At 58.2% G+C, this 18,968-nt stretch carries 17 protein-coding genes; 16 read left to right on the plus strand and 1 reads right to left on the minus strand.

The genetic code is table 11. The annotated features are described in order from the left end of the window. Positions 1–436: 436 nt before the first annotated feature. Both PEH01S_RS08095 and PEH01S_RS08100 read left to right on the plus strand, forming a co-directional pair. Entirely contained in the window at positions 437–2,170 is a 1,734-nt protein-coding gene (locus tag PEH01S_RS08095) for an SbcC/MukB-like Walker B domain-containing protein (RefSeq protein WP_456320086.1), read from the plus strand. Between the two features lie 73 nt (positions 2,171–2,243). After that, positions 2,244–4,409 (plus strand): stalk domain-containing protein, encoded by a 2,166-nt coding sequence (locus tag PEH01S_RS08100; protein WP_127484789.1) that lies wholly within the window; start codon positions 2,244–2,246, stop codon positions 4,407–4,409. 96 nt (positions 4,410–4,505) lie between these two features. Here the strand turns inward: PEH01S_RS08100 and PEH01S_RS08105 are convergent, their stop codons facing one another. Continuing rightward, positions 4,506–6,428 carry an FAD-dependent oxidoreductase gene (locus PEH01S_RS08105; RefSeq protein ID WP_025849254.1) on the minus strand — a complete coding sequence of 641 codons (1,923 nt, stop codon included), beginning with the start codon at positions 6,426–6,428 and terminating at the stop codon, positions 4,506–4,508. A 332-nt stretch (positions 6,429–6,760) separates the two neighbouring features. Here PEH01S_RS08105 and PEH01S_RS08110 point away from each other — a divergent pair, with 332 nt between their 5' ends. From PEH01S_RS08110 to PEH01S_RS08175, 14 genes are all read left to right on the plus strand, one after another. After that, positions 6,761–7,105 carry a histidine triad nucleotide-binding protein gene (locus PEH01S_RS08110; protein ID WP_025849253.1) on the plus strand — a complete coding sequence of 115 codons (345 nt, stop codon included), beginning with the start codon at positions 6,761–6,763 and terminating at the stop codon, positions 7,103–7,105. A gap of 129 nt (positions 7,106–7,234) precedes the next feature. Continuing rightward, positions 7,235–7,408 carry a 30S ribosomal protein S21 gene (rpsU, locus tag PEH01S_RS08115; protein WP_010491812.1) on the plus strand — a complete coding sequence of 58 codons (174 nt, stop codon included), beginning with the start codon at positions 7,235–7,237 and terminating at the stop codon, positions 7,406–7,408. 12 nt (positions 7,409–7,420) lie between these two features. Beyond that, positions 7,421–7,864, plus strand: a complete 444-nt coding sequence (locus PEH01S_RS08120; RefSeq protein WP_010491814.1) for a GatB/YqeY domain-containing protein — start codon at positions 7,421–7,423, stop codon at positions 7,862–7,864. A 129-nt stretch (positions 7,865–7,993) separates the two neighbouring features. Next, positions 7,994–9,391 (plus strand): NfeD family protein, encoded by a 1,398-nt coding sequence (locus tag PEH01S_RS08125; RefSeq protein ID WP_127484791.1) that lies wholly within the window; start codon positions 7,994–7,996, stop codon positions 9,389–9,391. 60 nt (positions 9,392–9,451) lie between these two features. Next, entirely contained in the window at positions 9,452–10,444 is a 993-nt protein-coding gene (gene floA / locus PEH01S_RS08130) for a flotillin-like protein FloA (protein WP_025849251.1), read from the plus strand. A 33-nt stretch (positions 10,445–10,477) separates the two neighbouring features. Next, positions 10,478–10,981, plus strand: a complete 504-nt coding sequence (locus tag PEH01S_RS08135; protein WP_127484793.1) for a hypothetical protein — start codon at positions 10,478–10,480, stop codon at positions 10,979–10,981. 195 nt (positions 10,982–11,176) lie between these two features. Next, complete coding sequence (locus tag PEH01S_RS08140) at positions 11,177–12,091, plus strand: ABC transporter ATP-binding protein (RefSeq protein ID WP_025849249.1); 915 nt, start codon at positions 11,177–11,179, stop codon at positions 12,089–12,091. A gap of 5 nt (positions 12,092–12,096) precedes the next feature. Continuing rightward, positions 12,097–12,846, plus strand: a complete 750-nt coding sequence (locus tag PEH01S_RS08145) for an ABC transporter permease (protein WP_246062844.1) — start codon at positions 12,097–12,099, stop codon at positions 12,844–12,846. Between the two features lie 16 nt (positions 12,847–12,862). After that, a complete protein-coding gene (locus tag PEH01S_RS08150) occupies positions 12,863–14,371 on the plus strand; it encodes a serine hydrolase (protein ID WP_164827732.1) in 1,509 nt (502 codons plus the stop codon). 49 nt (positions 14,372–14,420) lie between these two features. Further along, a complete protein-coding gene (locus tag PEH01S_RS08155) occupies positions 14,421–15,149 on the plus strand; it encodes a response regulator transcription factor (RefSeq protein ID WP_025849246.1) in 729 nt (242 codons plus the stop codon). Next, positions 15,077–16,060 carry a sensor histidine kinase gene (locus tag PEH01S_RS08160; protein WP_246062843.1) on the plus strand — a complete coding sequence of 328 codons (984 nt, stop codon included), beginning with the start codon at positions 15,077–15,079 and terminating at the stop codon, positions 16,058–16,060. Before PEH01S_RS08155 ends, PEH01S_RS08160 begins: the two co-directional genes overlap by 73 nt. Positions 16,061–16,215: 155 nt before the next feature. Then, on the plus strand, positions 16,216–16,494 hold the full coding sequence (yqfC, locus tag PEH01S_RS08165) for a sporulation protein YqfC (protein WP_025853488.1): 279 nt from the start codon (positions 16,216–16,218) through the stop codon (positions 16,492–16,494). Positions 16,495–16,515: 21 nt separating this feature from the next. Then, entirely contained in the window at positions 16,516–17,697 is a 1,182-nt protein-coding gene (yqfD, locus tag PEH01S_RS08170; RefSeq protein WP_127484801.1) for a sporulation protein YqfD, read from the plus strand. Positions 17,698–17,994: 297 nt separating this feature from the next. Then, positions 17,995–18,957 carry a PhoH family protein gene (locus tag PEH01S_RS08175; protein ID WP_025853484.1) on the plus strand — a complete coding sequence of 321 codons (963 nt, stop codon included), beginning with the start codon at positions 17,995–17,997 and terminating at the stop codon, positions 18,955–18,957. Positions 18,958–18,968: the final 11 nt, after the last annotated feature.

The following is an 18,968-nucleotide window of genomic DNA, read 5'->3' on the forward strand; positions in this document are numbered from 1 at the left end:
GCAGGAGGCGCTGCAGGAGAAGCGCGAGCTGGAGCGGCTCGCGAAGCTGGAGGCGGAGCAGCAGGCGGAAACGAACCGCCTGCAGGCGGAGCTGCAGCGTCTGGGCCAGGCGGAGGGGTCACTGCATGCGACGCAGCGGGAATGGGAGCGGCTTGCGGCGGAGTGGTCGCAGGGGCTGCTCACGGCTTACCGGGCGTCTCGGGAGACGGAAAACCGGCTCACGAGGCTGGAGAGCCGTATCGCGGAGGAAATCGCGCAGCGCCGTAAAGCTCGGCAGCAGGCGGAGCTGTCGGCGATGGCCGAAGCGCTGGCGGCGCATCTGCATCACGGCGAAGCTTGTCCGGTTTGCGGCTCCATGGCGCATCCGAATCCGGCGCTGCCGCAGGCTGAGGGAGCCGCAGCCGGAACCCCGGCCGTTCCGCAAGACGAAGCGGCGATGCTGGAGCGGCAGCAGAACGAAGCCCGCGAAAGCCGCTTTGCGGTCCAAGGCCAGCTTCAGTCGCTTCAAGCGCTGGAGAGGCAGTGGCGGCAGGCGGTGGAGGAAGAGCCGCAGGGGCTGCCCGCTGCGCTAGGCGAAGCGGCCGTCTCGGCCGCGGAATCTCCCGCAGAAAGCGTGCAACCCGGCAAGGCTGGCGAACCGATTGCGGAGACGCTGCGTGCAGCGTCGGATTCGGCGGCGGAGCTCGGCCGTCAGGTTCAGCGGCTGCAGGTGAAGCTTCAAGAGCTGCTACAAAGCAGGCGCCAGTTGGACAAGCAGCGGCATGACGGCGAAGCGCGCAAGCAGACGGCGCAAACGCTGTTCGACGCCCATGCGGTCAAAGCGGGCGAGACCCGTGAAGCGCTGATCGCCGTCCGTGCCGGCTGGCAGGTCAAATTTCCGGAGCTCCGGCCGGACGAGCTGGAAGAGCTGGCGGAGCGGCTGAGGCGTCAGGACCAGCTGGCGGAGGAGCTGCGCGGCCGCTTGGACAAAAGCGTGGAGTTTTTGGACGGGAAGCGGAGCCGGATAGAGCAGCTTCAGCAGGAGCTGGGCGAGGCGGAAAAAGAGACAGTCCGGTTAACAACGGAACGGCAGGCGCTTGAGCAGCAGACCGGACAGCAGGCGGAGCGGCTGCGCACCTGGGTAGGGGACGAAGACGCTTCCGCTTTGGCTGCCAAGGCGCAGGCCGAGCTGCACAAGCTGCGCGCCGAAGCGCAGCGGGCTTCGCAATTGCTCGAAGAAGCGCAGGCCCGCCAGCAGGCCGAAGCGAAGGCGGAAGCCGCGGCGCGGCAAGCGGCCGAATCGGCGCGGCTCGCCTATGAGGAAGCGGAAGCGGAGTGGACGCAGCAAGCGTCCGCGGAAGGCTTCGCAACGCCCGACGAAGTGACGCAAGCGCTGGTCGAACCGGAGCAGCAGCAGGCATGGGCGGCCGAAGTGGAAGCCCATGGCAAGCAGGAGCACCAGCTCGCCGCGCGGCAAGCGGAGCTCGACGCCGAGCTGGCGGGACGGCAGGTGACCGAAGAGGAGTGGACGGCGCTGGAGGAAGAGCTGGCCCGGTGCAAGGCCGAGGACGAAGCGGCATTGCAGACGATGGCCAAGGCGGAGCGCGATCACGAGGAGCTGCAGGCGAAGCATGCCCGGTGGAGCGAGCTGGAGGCGGAGCGGGAAAAAAGCCAGCAGGAGCTTTCTCTGCTCGGCAAACTGCAAAGCGTGCTGCGCGGCAACGCCTTCGTTGAATTTTTGGCGGAGGAACAGCTTATGCACGTCAGCCGTGCGGCATCGGAACGGCTCGGCCAGCTGACGCGGCAAAAATATGCGATCGAGGTCGACTCCGGCGGCGGCTTCGTCATCCGCGACAATGCGAACGGCGGCGTGCGCCGGCCGGTGACCACCTTGTCCGGCGGCGAAACGTTTCTGACCTCGCTGTCGCTATCGCTCGCCCTTTCGACGCAAATCCAGCTGAAGGGGGAGCATCCGCTCGAATTTTTCTTCTTGGACGAAGGGTTCGGCACGCTGGATCAGGAGCTGCTTGACACGGTCATTACCGCGCTGGAAAAGCTGCATTTGGACAAGCTGACCGTCGGCGTCATCAGCCACGTGCCGGAGCTGAGAGCGCGGCTGCCCCGCAGGCTGGTCGTTCACCCCGCCGAGCCGAACGGCCGGGGCAGCCGGGTGACGCTGGAAACGATGTAGCATACTTCTACGCGAGCCGTCATAGCTAATGGTATAATCGATAGAACAAGCCGCAGCGCAAGGGGGAACTGGAATGACCATAACCAATGGCAAGCCGCACCGTCCGAATAAACGCACCACGAACCGCCGCAGCTTACGCAGCACGCTTGTCGCCGTCTTAGGCGCCGGCCTGCTCCTTGGACAGGGCTTGCCGGTTCGGGCTGACGCCATCTGGGACCGCTGGAAAGCGGCGGATAACGCCGTGGCGAAAGGTGATGCTGCGTCAGCCGTGCCGCACTGGAAGTTTCTTGCGGAGCATTATGCGGCAGCCGGAGATTGGGAGAACGCCGCGCTGTTTAGCGGCAAGCTCAACCAGCATTTCGACGGCCTAAAGGATTACGAGCAGGCGATCCGCTACTATGAGCAGGAGAACGAATATTGGCTGAAGGCGGGGAAAGATTGGGGAGCGGTCGATTTGCAGCGGGCGGAGCAGATCCGCACGACCATCGAGGCATATATCGGCTCGCAAGATCCCGAAACGCTGCGGCGGCAAGCGGCTCCGAAGAACGGCAAGCTGGCGAAGTTCGAGCCGGAATACGGCATGTACATCGGCATGTATACCGAACGGGACCCGGGGATGCAGAACTATTTTGACCGCTCGGAAAGCTTGTACGGCAAGAAGCATGCGCTGTATCTCGCCTATTCGCAGGTCGGCAAGCCGTTTCCGAAGCAGCATGCGTCCCGGGCCAAGCAAGCCGGCGCTGCGCTGCAGATCGGCTGGGAGCCGATGAACGGCTTGGACGCCGTGACGGACGACGTGGTCCGTCAATGGGCGAAGGAAGCGAAAGCCGCCGGCATTCCGATCTTTTTGCGCTACGCCAGCGAAATGAACGGCGACTGGGTCGTCTGGCACGGCGATCCGCAAAAATACATCGACAAATTCAAAATGGTTCACGATATCATGGCCGAGGAAGCGCCGAACGTCGCCATGGTCTGGAGCCCCGGCGACGTGCCGATGTATTCGATGGACGCGTATTATCCCGGCGACGACTATGTCGATTGGGTCGGCGTCAGCATGTACTCGGAGCCTTACGAGAACGGCGATCCGCAGCAGGGCAATATGCAGGCGACAAGTCCCGTCGAGCGGCTCGATCATTTGTACAAAACGTACGCCGACCGCAAGCCGCTCATGATCAGCGAGACGGCCGTCTCCCATTACGCCAACCTGCCGCAGGAGTCGTTTACCGACTACGGGCTGCTGAACCTGCAGCGCCTGTACGAAGTGATGCCTTACAAGTACCCGCGGCTCAAGTCGATTACGTATTTTAACGTTAACCTGGACATGAAGGAATCGAAGAACAATTACCTGCTTCGCGACAACGAAGAAATGCTCAAGCTGTACAAGCGGCTGATCGCTTCGCCTTACTACTTGTCCAAGGTGGAGCAAGGGGCGAGACCGTCCGATCACGCAGGGTTCGTGCCGCTGGGGAAGGATAGCGCTATCGCGCGGGCGGCCAAGCTGATTCCATTCGTTAAAATCCCGGATATCTACATCGGCAAACTTGAGTATTATTTGAATGGAACCTTGCTTGCGACGCAGACGGCCCCGCCATTCGGCATCGATCTGGCGGCCGGCGCAATCCCGGACGGCTCGGTTCTTGAACTCGCAGTCTATAATCGCGAAGGACAGAAGAGCGGCTCCCGCTCGTTTCCGATTTCCTCCAGGATTTCCGTTCATGTTGACGGAAAGGACGTGCCGTTCGAGCAGCCTCCGGTCCTGATCGAGGGCAGCACGCTGACGCCGCTGCGCGCGATTTTCGAAGCGATGGGAGCGAAGGTCGAATGGGATGAGGCGACCCGGACGGCCACAGGGCAAAAAGGCTCGACGACCGTCTCCGTGACGATCGGCAGCGGCGCCGCGAGCATCAACGGCGAAGCCTTCCCGCTGGAAGCCCCCGCCCGGTTGGTCAACGGCCATACGATGGTCCCGGCCCGTTTTATCGGCGAGGCGTTCGACGGCAAGGTCGAGTGGGACGGGGAGACGCGAACGGTGCGAATCGGTACCGGGGCGGAGAGCGGAACGGCGTTACGGGAGCTCCCGGTCTCGCTTACCGCGGTCAAGACCTCGTCCACCGTCACTGCCCTTTCAGCGGAGCGTCATTCGTCGTCCGAAGCCAAACCGGGGCCGCTTCAGGCGGTCGGCGAATGGTTTGGCCGGGTGGGGCGGCAGCTAGCCAAGCTGTGGAACGATCTGATGTAACGGTTGAATTACCAAAAAAAAGCTCGAACGGCCGGTTCCGCCTTTTACGGAACCGAGAACCATTCGAGCTTTTTTATTCGTATGCGGATTGCCGGATTATGCTCTTTGAAGCTGCGGCATTTCCTCCAAGATGGCTTTAGCCGCAAGCCTTGCGCTGGAGAAGGCGCGTTCCGCAAGCTCGCCTTTGCCTTGACAGCCGTCGCCGCAGAAGTAGAACGGCACGTTCTCGATCCGGTTCGGCAGCAGCCGGTTGCTTGCGATATTTTTAACGCTCGATACCATCGCTTTTTTGGAAACGCGCTTCACTTCCGTTGCTTCGCGCCAGCCCGGATAATGCTGGTCGAACAACGCTTCCATCTGCTCGGTCTTTTTGTCCAAATACGCCTTGCGCTCGTCCTCGCCCTCGAAGTTGTCGTTCAGGTACGCGATGCCCTGCAGCAGCTGTCCGCCTTCCGGAACAAGCGTATGGTCGGTCGCCGAGACGTCGCTGATGAACAGCTTGTTGTCCATGTCGCTGATGTAGCTGAACGGGCGTGCCACCACACGGTTCAGGCCGATGTCGTATACCATGACCTCCGTCGCCGTATTGTCCTCGTAAGGGGCCATGAACGGCTCCCACGGCGTGTCCTTGAGCAGCTTGCACACCTGCTGTACTGGCATGGCGAAGATGACGCGGTCGAATTCGAGCTCGCGGGTTTTCGTCTGCAGCCAAAACTTGCGGTCTGCGTAACGGATGCCGTCCACGCCTTCGCGCAGCGCAATTTCCCAGCGGGAGGTCAGCTCGATTTTTTGCTTGAGCTGGTTCGTAATGACGGCCCAACTGCCGAGCACGTAGTTAACCGGGCGGCCCGACAAAAAGAGGTTGTGGTAATAGTCGCTGATCACCGCGCCGGGCACCTTCCGCGCCTCTTCCGGCGTGATGAAGAAGTTCGAACAGACGAGATGCTCCCACAGCTCCTTCACGTCTTCGTCCGCGTCCGACTGTGCCAAGTAATCGCCCAGCGTATCGTAATTGCGCACGTTGTGAATGTTCGCGATGATCGCCGTAATTTCCCCGACGAAGCGCACCTTTTGAAACGGATTCAGCAGCTCCGTCCGCATCAGGTTGACGAAATCGAGCGGAGCCGGCGTCAGCTGGTCGTTCTTGTAATACATGACCTTCCGTTTGTCCACCTGCTTCGAGCTGAACGACAGTCCCAGCTCGCGCTCCAGATCGCCGATGGTGTGGCGGTCGATGCCGTAAATCGCGTGCGCGCCGTAATTCAGCGTAAACCCCGCTTTTTCATAAGTAAACGCACGTCCGCCCAGCTGCGGGCTGCGCTCGAACAGGACGCCTTCGATTCCTTGATGCTCCGATAAATAAGCGGCTGCGGTCAGCCCCGCAAGCCCTCCTCCGATGATAGCAACCTTCATGTTGTGTTCTCCTTTCCGTTCTGCTTCCAGTAGAATCGGTTCCGCTTCCTTGTTATGGCGAAGCCCTGTCCAAACCCAAGCGAGCTGCTCCCGCATTCGCTCGGTCAAATCCGTCTCTTCCTCGACCGTGCACCACAGCATGACCGTACCGAAATAAGCGGTGGTCAGCATTTTGGCTTTGCCCGGCTCGGGCAGCCAGCGCAGCAGGCTTTCGTACAGCGTTCGTTTCAGCTCTTCCATGGCCGCCTTCAGGCCTTCGTTTTGCATCGACAGGGCGATCCAGCTGCGGATCAGCCGCCGGTAAGCGCCCAGCGCTTCGGCCAAATCCAGCATCAGCCGGTTGACGTGGCTTTCCAGCGACCGCACCTGCGAAGGCGTGCGGCTGCACCAGGCTTGAATAAGCTCCATTTGTTTTCTCGGGATTTCATGCAGAATTTCATCTTTGCCTTCAAAATAATGGTAGAACGTTCCTTTGGACGTCCGGGTCGCCGCGATGATGTCGTCCACCGACACATGCTCGTACCCGCGTTCCACAAACAGCTTCAGGGCGACATCCATCAGGTAGTCGCGTTTTTTTCGCGTCGACGCTCTCATGAAGCGGTCCACCCTAAACCCTCCTTGGTGTAACACCGTTTGCCAAGCATTGAATCGTTCCCGTTTAGTATTATAGATAATATTAGACCGATAGTCTATAAATGAATCCCTGTTTTCGGGCATAAATCGATGCTTATTTTCGTTAAAATAGATCACATTTTGAGAACGATCAGGTCACAATAGACGGAGGCGCACAAAAAAGAATGTTTTAATATGAAAATATACAAAAGTATGCCCAAAATCTTGTCCATCACTTTTTACCGCGGCGAGTTTTCTTTTTGCCCGGTTTTCGGGTATAGTGGAAGGAGACAAGCCTGAACCTGATATGGGAAGGAGGGGAGAACGTGGACTGCATTTTTTGCAAAATCGTCGAAGGGACGATCCCTTCGAAAAAAGTGTTCGAGAACGAGCATGTCGTTGCCTTTCACGACATTCATCCGGCCGCTCCCGTACATATTTTAATTATTCCTAAAAAACATATCGCGTCGATGAACGACGTCGGAGCGGACGACTGGCACCTGCTTGGAGAAATCCACAGCGCAGCGCAGCAAATCGCCAAAGAACAGGGCGTGGCCGAATCCGGCTACCGTCTCATCAACAACTGCGGCAAACACAGCGGGCAGGAGGTATTCCATATCCATTATCACCTGCTCGGCGGAGAAAAACTGGGGCCTCTCAATGCCCGCTAAACCCGGTGCGGCTCATTTTTGAAGTTTTGTTCCGGATAGGTTGACACCCAGTTTCCTTATCACCTATAATGAAGTTTGATGAATGTCTTTTTTCGTCTTGGACGGTCTGTTCGGAGGGAGGGAAAACTGGTGTCAGAAACTCGAGTTCGCAAGAACGAAACTATAGATGCTGCACTTCGTCGCTTTAAGCGTTCCATCGCCAAAGATGGCGTTTTGGCGGAGGTCAAAAAACGCAAGCATTATGAGAAGCCAAGCGTGAAACGCAAGAAGAAGTCAGAGGCTGCTCGCAAGAGAAAGTTCTAGGAGGCTTAATCGATGAGCTTAAGCGACAGACTAAACGATGACATGAAGCTTGCGATGAAGAGTCAAGACAAGTTTAAACTCTCCGTAATCCGTATGGTTCGTGCAGCTATCAAAAATCTTGAGATAGATCAGCGTAAAACCTTAGATGAACAAGAAGTACTTGACGTCTTGAATCGCGAGATCAAACAGCGCAAAGATTCCCTCCAAGAATTTGAAAAGGCCGGTCGTGACGATTTGGCGGAGAACCTGAAGGCCGAGGTCGCCATACTGATGGAGTACATGCCGCAGCAATTCACCGATGAAGAAGTAAAAGCCATTGTACAGCAGACCATCCAAGAAGTGGGGGCTTCTTCCAAAGCGGACATGGGCAAAGTCATGGGCGCATTGATGCCTAAGGTTAAAGGACGAGCAGACGGCAAAGTCGTCAATCAGTTCGTTCAACAATTATTGTCTTAACAAGAGCGGGAAACACTCCTACTATTCGGAGTGTTTTTCTTTTTGTTTTGAGTTTTGTGAATCAAACTCGCGGTTGTCGCGTAGTACCTCTTGGAAGCATTGCAAAACGCGCGAAAAGGAGGTCATCTTGTGCATTCACTCGGGAATAAGCGCTCGGCGCTGCTTTTTCGGCTTCCGCTTGTCTTTTTACTCGCAGCGGCGCTTCTGTTGTCTGCGCTAACCATGTTCTTGCCTGCGGATACCGCAAGCGCCGATTCGCCGTCCTCGCCGCCGAAAGCCGCTCCGGTCGTCGTGATTCCGGTGCATCAAACGGTCGAAAACGGGCTGCAGACCTTTCTGCAGCGGGCGCTGCAGGAAGCGCAATCGATGGGCGCCTATTACGTCGTGCTGGACGTCGATACGTTGGGCGGCCGCGTCGATTCGGCGCAGGAAATCGGCCAATTGATCAAAAACAGCCCGGTTCCGACGATTGCTTACGTGCACGGCAAAGCCATCTCGGCCGGCAGCTACATTGCACTGAATGCGGGCAAAATCGCCATGGAGCCGGGTAGCTCGCTTGGCGCGGCTGCCGTTGTAGACGGAGCCGGTAATGAAATCGAAAGCGTCAAAGTAGTATCGTACTGGTCCGGACAGATGAAGGCCGCCGCGGAGCTGCGCGGAAGAAAGACGCAAATTGCCGAAGCGATGGTCGACAAAAACGTCGGCGTGTCCATGCCGGAAATCGGCCGAACCGTGCCTAAGGGCGAAATCCTGACGTTAACCGCGGAGGAAGCGCTTAAGGTCGGTTATGCGGAGAAGATGGCCGCCAGCCTGCAGGAGGTCGTTCAGTTTATCGGCGGGGAAGATCGTCCGCTTGTTACATTGGAGCCGAGCCTGGCGGAATCGTTCGCACGGTATGTGACCCAGCCTTGGGTGTCGATGCTGCTGCTGATCATCGGCATTGCCGGCATTGCCATCGAGCTGTTCGTTCCCGGCTTCGGGCTGCCCGGAATCATCGGCGTGCTTGGCTTCGGACTCTACTTTTTCGGGCACTATATCGCCGGATTCGCAGGGTTCGAGGAGATCGCTCTGTTTATCGCCGGCATCCTGCTGCTGCTGATCGAGGTGTTCGTATCCAGCTTCGGGATTTTGGGCTTTCTGGGCGCTGCCTGCTTGATCAGCGGCGTCGTGCTCGCCGCCTACAACACGAAAGCGGCTGCGATGAACCTGGGCATTGCTTTCGTCATTGCGGCCGTCGTCGTCGCTATCGTCGTCAAATATTTTAAGCATCGCGGCGTCTGGAATCGGTTTGTCTTGCGGGAAAAGCTGACCGAAGAGAAAGGTTACGTCTCGGTACCGTCCCGCAGCGACCTGCTAGGACAGACAGGCAAGGCGATTACGCCGCTTAGGCCAGCCGGGACTGCGCTGTTCGGCGACGAACGTGTCGATGTCGTCACGGTGGGGGATTTTGTCGAAACCGGCCGAACCGTGAAAGTTACACATGTCGAAGGCGTTAGGGTCGTCGTAAAGGAAGTCAAGGAAGCCTAGGCCGAACGCGCCTTGCCGGAATCCGGCGATAGACTTACAACACAAGGAGGAAGTTGTACGATGGATACATCCCTTATTTCAATTTTCTTGCTGGCAGCCGTCGCGATCATCGCGCTGTCCGTATTTTTTACGTTTGTCCCGGTTATGCTGTGGATTTCCGCACTGGCGTCCGGGGTGCGGATCGGCATCATTACGCTTGTAGCGATGCGGCTGCGCCGGGTCATCCCGAGCCGGATCGTCAATCCGATGATCAAGGCGACCAAGGCCGGTTTGGATCTAACCATTAATCAGCTGGAGAGCCATTTCTTGGCCGGCGGTAATGTGGACCGTGTGGTCAATGCGCTCATTGCGGCGCACCGCGCCAACATTCACTTGGAATTCGAGCGTGCGGCGGCGATCGATCTGGCCGGCCGCGACGTGCTTCAGGCCGTACAGATGAGCGTTAACCCGCGAGTGATCGAGACGCCGGTCGTCTCTGCCGTCGCCAAAGACGGGATCGAAGTGAAGGTTATCGCACGGGTGACGGTGCGCACCAACCTCGACCGGCTGGTCGGGGGCGCAGGGGAAGAAACGATCATCGCCCGCGTCGGCGAAGGGATCGTCACCACGGTAGGCTCCAGCAACTCCCATAAGGACGTGCTCGAAAACCCGGATATGATTTCCCGGACGGTATTGGGCAAAGGGCTGGACGCCGGTACGGCGTTTGAGATTTTGTCCATCGATATTGCGGATGTGGACGTAGGCAAAAACATCGGGGCGCATCTGCAAACGGAGCAAGCGGAAGCCGACAAGCGGATTGCGCAGGCAAAGGCGGAGGAGCGCCGCGCGATGGCGGTCGCCCAAGAGCAGGAGATGAAAGCGAAGGTCGTCGAGATGAAAGCGAAGGTCGTCGAAGCCGAATCCGAAGTGCCGCTCGCCATGGCGGAAGCGCTGCGCGAGGGCAAGCTCGGCGTCATGGATTACATGAACCTCAAGAACATCGACGCGGACACGCAAATGCGCTCCACCCTCGGCAAAATGAACGATCCCGGCAAAGACGGAGACAATGCCTGATAGCCCCATCCGGGCGGAAAGGCGGGATAACCGATGCGCACCATTATCGATCTGATATTGAGCAACTGGTTTATTGTCGTTATCGCGTATATCGTGCTTAGCGGCATCGTGAGAAAATTAAGGACCGGCGGCCAGGGCGGGCGAGGCGTGCCGCGGCCGCAGGGAAGGGCGCCCAAAGGCGGTATGCCGCCCTTCGGCGGCGACGGCTCCGGCTGGCCGGGATCGGCGAACCCGATGCCCAAGGCGAAGCCGGTTCAAGCGCGGCCGGCTGATTCGGGCGGTGCCCGTCCGCAGCTGGTCGAAATGGGCGGCCGTCGGTCGCAGCCGACGCCTCTGCCCGAGGATGCCGCTGTGGCTGCACCGGCAGCTGAGCGCCCATCTGCGGCCGCAGCGGCGCCTTCTTCCGCCGAGCCGCCGGGCTCCGGCGAAAGCGCAGCCGCAGCCTTCGGCAGCCTGACGCCGCAGGATGCCGCGCGCGGCGTGCTGTGGGCCGAGATTCTCGGCCCTCCGCGGGCGAAACACCCCTTTCGGCGCTAATGTCTTATCGGGTTCAAGCAAGCGCCTCCTTTCGATTCCCGCAGCGGGATTCGATAGGAGGCGCTTTTTTGCGTAGTTAAGACTTTTGTAAGACTTGCGTAAGCCGCCGTTCAGAGCCTTTTTTTTATAATAAAGCTTGTAAGGACGTCCGGCGAGCCTTACAATCATCCGAAAGAGGAAGGGAGCGGCATAGGGATGATCATACGGACGAACCGGCTGGGGAAACGGTACGGCCCGCGGGCGGAGTGGGCGGTTCAAGAGGTTGGGCTGTCGGTGAGAGCGGGGGAAATCTACGGGTTTCTCGGACAGAATGGAGCCGGGAAAACGACGACGCTGCGCATGATCATGGGACTGATCGCACCGACGGAGGGTAACGTGGAGCTATTTGGACGCCCGGCCGGCAGGGGCCGCGATTTTTATGCCCGTATCGGCTACGTGCCGGACGTTCCGGGCTTTTACCCCCAGCTTACGGTAGAAGAGCATCTGCGAATGCATGGTAAGCTGATCGGTTATGCCGGGAAGGACCGGACGGAGGAAACGATCCGGCGGCTGTCCTTATGGGAGATGCGCGCGACGAAAGCCGGCCGGCTGTCGCATGGCGCGAGACAGCGTCTGAGTTTGGCCAAAGCGTTGGTGCATACGCCGGAGCTGCTTATATTGGACGAGCCGACGAACGGGGTCGATCCGGCCGGGATCGAACAGCTTCGCCAGCTGCTGCTCGATTTGGCGAAGCAGCACGGTGTCACCATCCTGCTATCCAGCCATCTGCTTGGCGAGGTGCAGCAGATCGCCGATCGCGTGGGTATTTTGCACCGGGGCAGGCTGCTGGCGGAAAGCGGACTGGCTGCGCTTGAGCAGCAGCTTAAAAGCTGCATCGACCTACGCGTGAGCGACGTGCGCAAGGCGGTCGTGCTGCTTGAACAGCGGCTGGAGCTAAACGATTACGAGGTTCGGGAACCGGACGGTCTGATCGTTCACGTGCCTGCGGACAAGGCGGCAGGAATCGCCCGCACGTTAATCGGTCACGGGATCGACCTGCACGAAATGAACGTCCGGCAGGGGACGCTTGAAGATTACTATTTACGGTTGATCGGAGGAGAAGCGCAGTGATCCGCATGCTGGCTGCCGAGTGGATGAAATTAAAGCGAACGAGAGGATTTTGGCTGCTGGTGCTGGCTGTTTGTTCGCTGCACTTGCTGGAGCTTTTCTCGATTCTGAATCAGACGTCGCCGGGCCGGTTGACCTGGGACTGGACGTTCTATATTCATTACAAGTCCATGACGGTGGGACTGTTCCCCGTCATGAATGCCTTGCTGATCGGTTATTTGATTGCCGCAGAATTTCAGCAAAACACAATCAGCGGCATGCTCGCCTATCCGCTGTCCCGCAGTTCGTTTCTACTGGCCAAATATGCGATAGCCGTGCCGGTATTGGCCGGGCTGCTCGCGCTCGATCTGCTCTTGAAGGGGGCGGCGGGATGGATCGTCGGCTTCGAGCCGATGACGGCGGCGCAATGGGGGAAATATGCGTGGTGCTCGGTTTTGCTGCTGCTGACATCCATTGCGTTTTTTCCGCTAAACGCTTGCTTGAGCCTGTATTTCCGCAGTTATATCCCGAATATCGTATTGGGGGTCATGATCATCGTTTGCTGCGAAGCGGTGTGGGACCGGCTCGATTACAGCGCACGGTTTCCCTGGACCTTTCCCGCCGTCGTCATCGGCGATTATATCGGTATCCCCAAGCGGCTCGTCGGGAGCCCCGAACTGCTCTCGGGCGCGCTTCTTCTGACGGCAGTTTTCACGATATTCCTTATTTTATCTTTCGTACAAATTCGCAGACAAGACATCCGGCCGCATGGCGGCTGACAAGGAGATTGACGATATGGCCAACCGGTACAGACAACGTATTGCATGTATGCTTGCTTTATTTCTATCCGTCGCGGCGGCAACGCCGGGGGGAGAGGTATGGGCGGAAGCCGAAGCCGTCCGGTTGAAAATGAACGGAACCGCCATCAAGCTGGAGCACTCCCCGTTCAAAGACGGCGAACATCTCTTTATTCCTTTGCGCGGCGTATTCGAGTCGTTAAAAGGGACGAAGGTCGGTTGGGACGAAGCGACGCGCAGCGCAACGGCGGAAATGAAAGACAAAAGCGTCGCGATCCGCATCCAAGTGACGATCGGAAGCCGGGAGGCCGAGATTAACGGAAACAAGGTGGAGCTGGAGCAGCCGGTACGCCTGGTCGACGGAGCTACGATGGTTCCTGTCCGAAAGCTGAACGAAGCGATCGGCAACCGGGTGGAGTGGGAGGAAGAGACGCAGACGATCCATCTGATCCGCAACGGTCTGGGGCGCCGCATTGCGAATCCCGAGGCGGGTGCGCAGACCGAAGGCGGCGGCGCGGTTTCTGTGGACGGAAAGGCCGGATCGAAGCCGGGAGCTGCCGTAGGTTCGGAAGGCGTCGTAACTGCCGCTGCAGCGGCTGCGGACCGTTATCTTCAAGAAGCGGGCTTCAACGGAACGGCTCTCGTCGCCCGGAAGGGCGAATTGCTGCTGGAGCGCGGATACGGCCAAGAACGGCCGGGGAAAAGCAACGGACCGGACACCCGCTTCCGCTTGATGTCGCTGACCAAGGGAATGACGGCCACGGCCATCCTGCGGCTGGAGGAGCAGGGCCTGCTTAACACTTCCGATTCCATTCAAACGTACGTTCCCGGATTGCCGCAAGGCGATAAAATAACGATCCGCCATCTGCTCTCGCATACGTCCGGGCTCCCCCGCGAATATCCGAGAACGCCGGACGCCACCCTCGAACAAACGCTGGACGCCATCCGCAAGAGCGAGCCGCTGTTTGAACCGGGTAAGAAGTTTTCCTACAGCAACGCCGGTTATGTCGTCCTGGCGGCCGTCATCGAGAAGGTGACCGGGAAAAGCTACGGCGACTATGTCCGCAGCACCCTGTTTGCGCCGCTCGGGATGGAGCGTTCGGGACAGTCCTCGCCGGCTTACGATGCGGAGCATTTGGCGGCCGGATACTGGCTGGAAGGCGGCAAGCTGAAGCCCGAGACCTATCACGTGTCGCAGCCGGGAGCGGGCGACTTGTACTCAACGGTTCGGGATCTGTACGTCTGGGACCGGGCGCTTTATACGGAACGTCTGTTGAAGCCGGAGAGCGTCGGGCGGTTGTTTGCTCCGAATCTCGGCGGCTACGGGTACGGCTGGTACGTGAAAGAACCGCAAACCGCCTATCATACCGGCTCGGGCAGCGGCTTTTCCACGATGTTTTACCGGAAGCTTGACGAAGAGCTGGTCGTTATTTTGCTGAGCAACGTCACCGAAGCCGATGTGAAAGGCATGACGCAAAAGATACTGACCCTCCTGCCGCAGTCGTGATAAAATAGCATCGGTTCTATTATCGACAGACAGAGCAGGTGAGCGGCGAATGGCGGGAACCCGCGGATTCATTCTTATTGTGGAAGACGATGACGATTTGCGGCATTTGATGAAAACCTATTTGCTGCGGGAAGGCTATGACGTATGTACCGCCGAGGATGGGGAGCAGGCCAAGGAGGCACTGGGCCAAAAGACGTTTCAGTTAGCCGTGCTTGATTTGATGCTGCCTCAATCGGACGGATTGGAGGTGCTGAGATACATAAGGGAGAAGGGGAATACTCCTGTTTTGATCGTATCCTCCAAAAGCGACGAGGTAGACAAAATCGTCGGTTTGCGGATGGGGGCCGACGATTATTTGACCAAGCCGTTCGGACTCGGCGAATTTACCGCCCGGGTGCAGGCGCTGCTGCGGCGTTTTTTGGAGCTGAACCGCCCGGCCGCCGCCGGATCGTCCGCGCTTGTCCACGGGCCGATAACGATCGATCCCGATACGAGGGAAGCGCAGGTTAACGGCGAGCCGGTCGAGCTGACCGCCAAAGAATTCGACCTGCTGAAGGTGCTCATGCAAAATCCGAACCGCGTATTCTCAAAAGCGCAGCTGTTTCGCAGCGTGTGGCAGCAGGATTATATGTTCGACGAAAATACGATCATGGTCCATATCCGGCGGCTGCGGGCAAAAATCGAGCCGAATCCTTCCGAGCCCGTATGGATTCAAACGGTCTGGGGCATCGGCTACAAGCTGGGGAAAGCGGGGGATTCGCCATCTTCGTTCTCCTGATTCTTTTGCTTGCTGCGGCCTTGGTCCTGCTAATCAGGCTGCTGCGTCTCAAGCGGCAGCTTTCGCGGATGAGCCGCGCGGTCGGAACGTTTCTCGAGAGCGGGGATCCGGGCGGCATCCGGCTTCCCGTCTATCATAACGAATCCCGAGAGTTGAGCGCCGGCCTGAACGAATGGGCGCTTCGATGGAAGGCGCTTAGCGTCCGCACGCAGCACTTGGACGAATCGCGCAAACGCATGCTTTCCAATCTGGCCCACGATTTCCAGACGCCGCTTGCAGCCATGCTCGGCTATGTGGAGGCGGTACGCGACGACCCGCAGCTGACGGACGCCGAAAGGCGAGCTTATTTAGAAATAGCGGCGCGCAAAGGAGAGGAGCTTTCCCGGATGTTCCGGGACTTTTTCGAGCTGTCCAAGCTGGAAGCCGACGATACGCCGGTGCGGCTCGAACGGGTGGTTTTGAACGAGACGGTGCCGGACTGGCTGCTGACGTTTCATCAAGAGCTGGAAAAGCTGGGGCTGGAGCCTGTTCTGGACCTGCCCGACGCCCCGGTGGCGGTATGGGCGGATGCACGGCTGCTGGAGCGGGTCGTCAACAATCTGCTGATCAACGCGCTGAGATACGGGAGGTCCGGGGGTGTTATCGGCTTCTCCGTCGTCCCGGCGGCCGACGTATGCACCCTCACCGTATGGGACCGGGGGCCGGGCATTGCGGCAGGCGATCTGCCGTTTGTCTTCGACCGGTTATATACCGGCGAAGGCTCCAGAAACCGCAAGCTGAGCGGCAGCGGTCTGGGGCTTGCGATCGCCAAACGGCTCGTGGAGCGGCAGCGGGGAAGAATCGAGGTATGCTCCGTGCCCGGCGAAAGAACGGAGTTTAAGGTCATCCTGCCGCTTGCCGGCACCCAGTAATCATTTCATGAGACGGTTTCTTTTCCGGGGTGGAAAGGGACCGTCTTTTTCGTTTGTCCGCGCCCCGGGCTCTCGTCTTACGTCATATTTTCCAATCCCGGGCATAAGGTGTAAATAGCCGTGTTATGCTTTTTGGACTGCGGAGGAGGTTGCCTATGCGAAAGCTGACCCGCCGATTCAATCAATTTACCGCCAAATTACTCGACCTGCCGCAGGATGTCGTGATGGACTTGCCCCGTATGACTATGATCGGGAACCGGCAGCTTTATATCGAAAATCACCGCGGCGTACTGCATTTTTCCAACGAGGTGCTCAAGCTGGCGCTGACCGCAGGGCGGGTGGAGGTGTACGGCTCGGAGCTGGTTATCCGAGCCATCTTGACGGAAGAAGTGTTCATCGAAGGCATGATCCGCGATATCAAATATATTCCGTAGCCCGGAAAGGAGAAGTCGATCGTGAAATCTTCGTATATCCACCGCCTGCGCGGCTTTGTTCGGATTGAAGTGAAAGACGGGCAGCTCGAGAAGCTGCTGAACCGCATGACGGAGCGGCAGATGGACGTCTGGGACATCCGGTATACGGCGGAGAATCAAGCCGAGCTGTCGATCACGATCCGCGACTTTTTCCGGCTTCGCCCGCTATTGAAGGAGACAGGCTGCCGTACCCGGATCCGTCAGAAAATGGGGCTTCCTTTTTGGGTAGACAAGCTGGAGAAACGCAAATTTTTTGCCCTCGGCCTGCTTGCTTTCATTATCGGAATTTACGTGCTGTCCTCGCTCGTGTGGCAGGTTCGCGTGGAAGGCAACGAGAAGCTGAGCAAGGAGCAGATTCTGCAAGCCGCGAAGCAGGAAGGCATTTACAAGCTGCAGTGGAAATTCCGCTTGAAGGACCCGGCCGAGCTGTCCCGGGCGCTGCAGCGGGATCTGCCGGGCACCGCTTGGGTCGGTGTGAAGGTAAGCGGGACGCATATTATTATTAAGGTCGTCGAATCGACCGCGCCCGATACCCCTCCGCTGCTTAGCCCAAGGCATCTGGTCGCTTCCAAAAACGCCCTGGTGACCGAGATCTTTGCGGAAAAGGGCAGGCCGCTCGTTAAGCCGAATACGTATGTGCGCAAAGGAGATATATTGATATCCGGCATCATCGGGATCGAGACGAACCAGCAGACGGTTGTCGCCTCCGGGAAGGTTAAGGGAATCGTGTGGTACAAGCCGACCGTGGAAGTGCCGCTTACGCTCCAGTACAAGACCTATACCGGCGAAACGAAACACCGCTCGTACCTGGTCCTGGGCAGCCGCGGCCTTCAGCTAAGCGGCTACCGGAAAATTCCGTTCGAGCAGTACGAGACCGTCCCCGAACGGAAAACGCTCAGCTGGCGGGGCTATACGCTCCCGATCGGATGGCTTAGCGAAAAGCTGCTGGAGGTGCAAATCGTCGAGCAGGCCGTTGATCCGAAGGAAGCCTCGGAGCTTGCCCTTGAGCAGGCTAAAGCGCAAATTTTGTCGGCCGCGGGCAGCGATTCGCGTGTCGTTTCGGAAAAAATTTTGCATGAAAAGGCGGAGAATGGTAAAGTTTATATGGAAGTACTTTTGGAAGTGGAAGAACCGATCGCAACCGAACAACCGATCGTCCCATAAAAGACTACTGACGGAGCGGTTTTGAAGGGGTTCTGTTTTTTATTCCAGTCTAGCAAAGCGTAGGCGGAGAGAAGCATTACTGCCGGAGCATATGCTTTCGTAGCAGTTTTCCTTACGGAAAACTTGGAGTTTACGTGCCGCCTTTGAATTCGGATTCTACCCGATTATCCATTTATTCATAGAATCCGAATTCAAGAGCGGCTGGAGGCAGTGGTGCTGTCTCGCAGACGAAGCGGCCTTGCTGACGAATAACGAACCGTCCTCTTCAAAACCCGGAGGAGAGATTAAGCCCTGTACATGGATCAAGAGACCACAGTAAAAGTCACACTCAAAAATACGGCCGAAGCCCTCGCCCTCTTCGGGCCGCAGGACAAATTCCTGCACCTGATCGAGCAGCATACGCAGGCCGCCATCTTTACCCGTGAGGAAGAAATAGTCATTCAAGGCCAAGCGGCCGATACGGCGCGCCTCGAGCAGCTGTTCACCGTGCTGCTGGAGCTGATCCGCAATCAATATACGCTGACGGAGCGGGATATTCATTACGCGATCGACCTCGCCAAAGACATGAAGGCCGACCAGCTGCTCGATCTGTTTAAAGGCGAAATCGCCCTTACCCACAAAGGCAAGCCGATCCGCATCAAAACGATCGGGCAGAAGCAGTACGTCAACGAAATTAAGAAAAAAGATATCGTCTTCGGGATCGGACCGGCCGGCACGGGCAAAACGTATATCGCCGTCGTGCTCGCCGTGTCCGCGCTCAAGGAAGGCAAAGTGAAGCGGATCGTACTGACGAGACCCGCGGTCGAAGCGGGCGAGAGCCTCGGCTTTCTGCCGGGCGACCTGCAGGAAAAGGTTGACCCCTATTTGCGTCCATTGTATGATGCTCTTAACGACGTGCTCGGGCCGGAGCAGGTGCTCAAATCGCTGGAGCGCGGCCTCATCGAGATTGCTCCGCTCGCCTACATGCGCGGCCGGACGCTCGACGATTCGTTCATTATTTTGGACGAAGCGCAGAATACGACGCCGGAGCAGATGAAGATGTTTTTAACGCGCCTGGGCTTCGGATCAAAGATGGTGATTACCGGCGACGTGACGCAGATCGACCTCCCGCGAGGCAAATCGTCGGGGCTGGTGGAGGCGCAGCGCATCCTGGGGAACATCGAGGAGCTCGGATTTATCCGGTTTGCCGAGCAGGACGTTGTCAGACATTCATTGGTGCAAAAAATCATCATGGCCTATAATGAGGACAAAGAAGGCTGAGGAAGGGCTGA

The sequence above is a fragment of the Paenibacillus ehimensis NBRC 15659 genome (assembly GCF_004000785.1).
GTDB classification, from domain to species: domain Bacteria; phylum Bacillota; class Bacilli; order Paenibacillales; family NBRC-103111; genus Paenibacillus_G; species Paenibacillus_G ehimensis.

Coding starts and splice junctions, on each gene's coding strand:
- PEH01S_RS08095 (WP_456320086.1), top strand. CDS start 437: ATGCTGGAGCGGCAGCAGAACGAAGCCCGCGAAAGCCGCTTTGCGGTC.
- PEH01S_RS08100 (WP_127484789.1), top strand. CDS start 2,244: ATGACCATAACCAATGGCAAGCCGCACCGTCCGAATAAACGCACCACG.
- PEH01S_RS08120 (WP_010491814.1), top strand. CDS start 7,421: ATGAGCTTAAGCGACAGACTAAACGATGACATGAAGCTTGCGATGAAG.
- floA (WP_025849251.1), top strand. CDS start 9,452: ATGGATACATCCCTTATTTCAATTTTCTTGCTGGCAGCCGTCGCGATC.
- PEH01S_RS08135 (WP_127484793.1), top strand. CDS start 10,478: ATGCGCACCATTATCGATCTGATATTGAGCAACTGGTTTATTGTCGTT.
- PEH01S_RS08140 (WP_025849249.1), top strand. CDS start 11,177: ATGATCATACGGACGAACCGGCTGGGGAAACGGTACGGCCCGCGGGCG.
- PEH01S_RS08145 (WP_246062844.1), top strand. CDS start 12,097: ATGCTGGCTGCCGAGTGGATGAAATTAAAGCGAACGAGAGGATTTTGG.
- PEH01S_RS08150 (WP_164827732.1), top strand. CDS start 12,863: ATGGCCAACCGGTACAGACAACGTATTGCATGTATGCTTGCTTTATTT.
- PEH01S_RS08155 (WP_025849246.1), top strand. CDS start 14,421: ATGGCGGGAACCCGCGGATTCATTCTTATTGTGGAAGACGATGACGAT.
- PEH01S_RS08160 (WP_246062843.1), top strand. CDS start 15,077: ATGGATTCAAACGGTCTGGGGCATCGGCTACAAGCTGGGGAAAGCGGG.
- yqfC (WP_025853488.1), top strand. CDS start 16,216: ATGCGAAAGCTGACCCGCCGATTCAATCAATTTACCGCCAAATTACTC.
- PEH01S_RS08175 (WP_025853484.1), top strand. CDS start 17,995: ATGGATCAAGAGACCACAGTAAAAGTCACACTCAAAAATACGGCCGAA.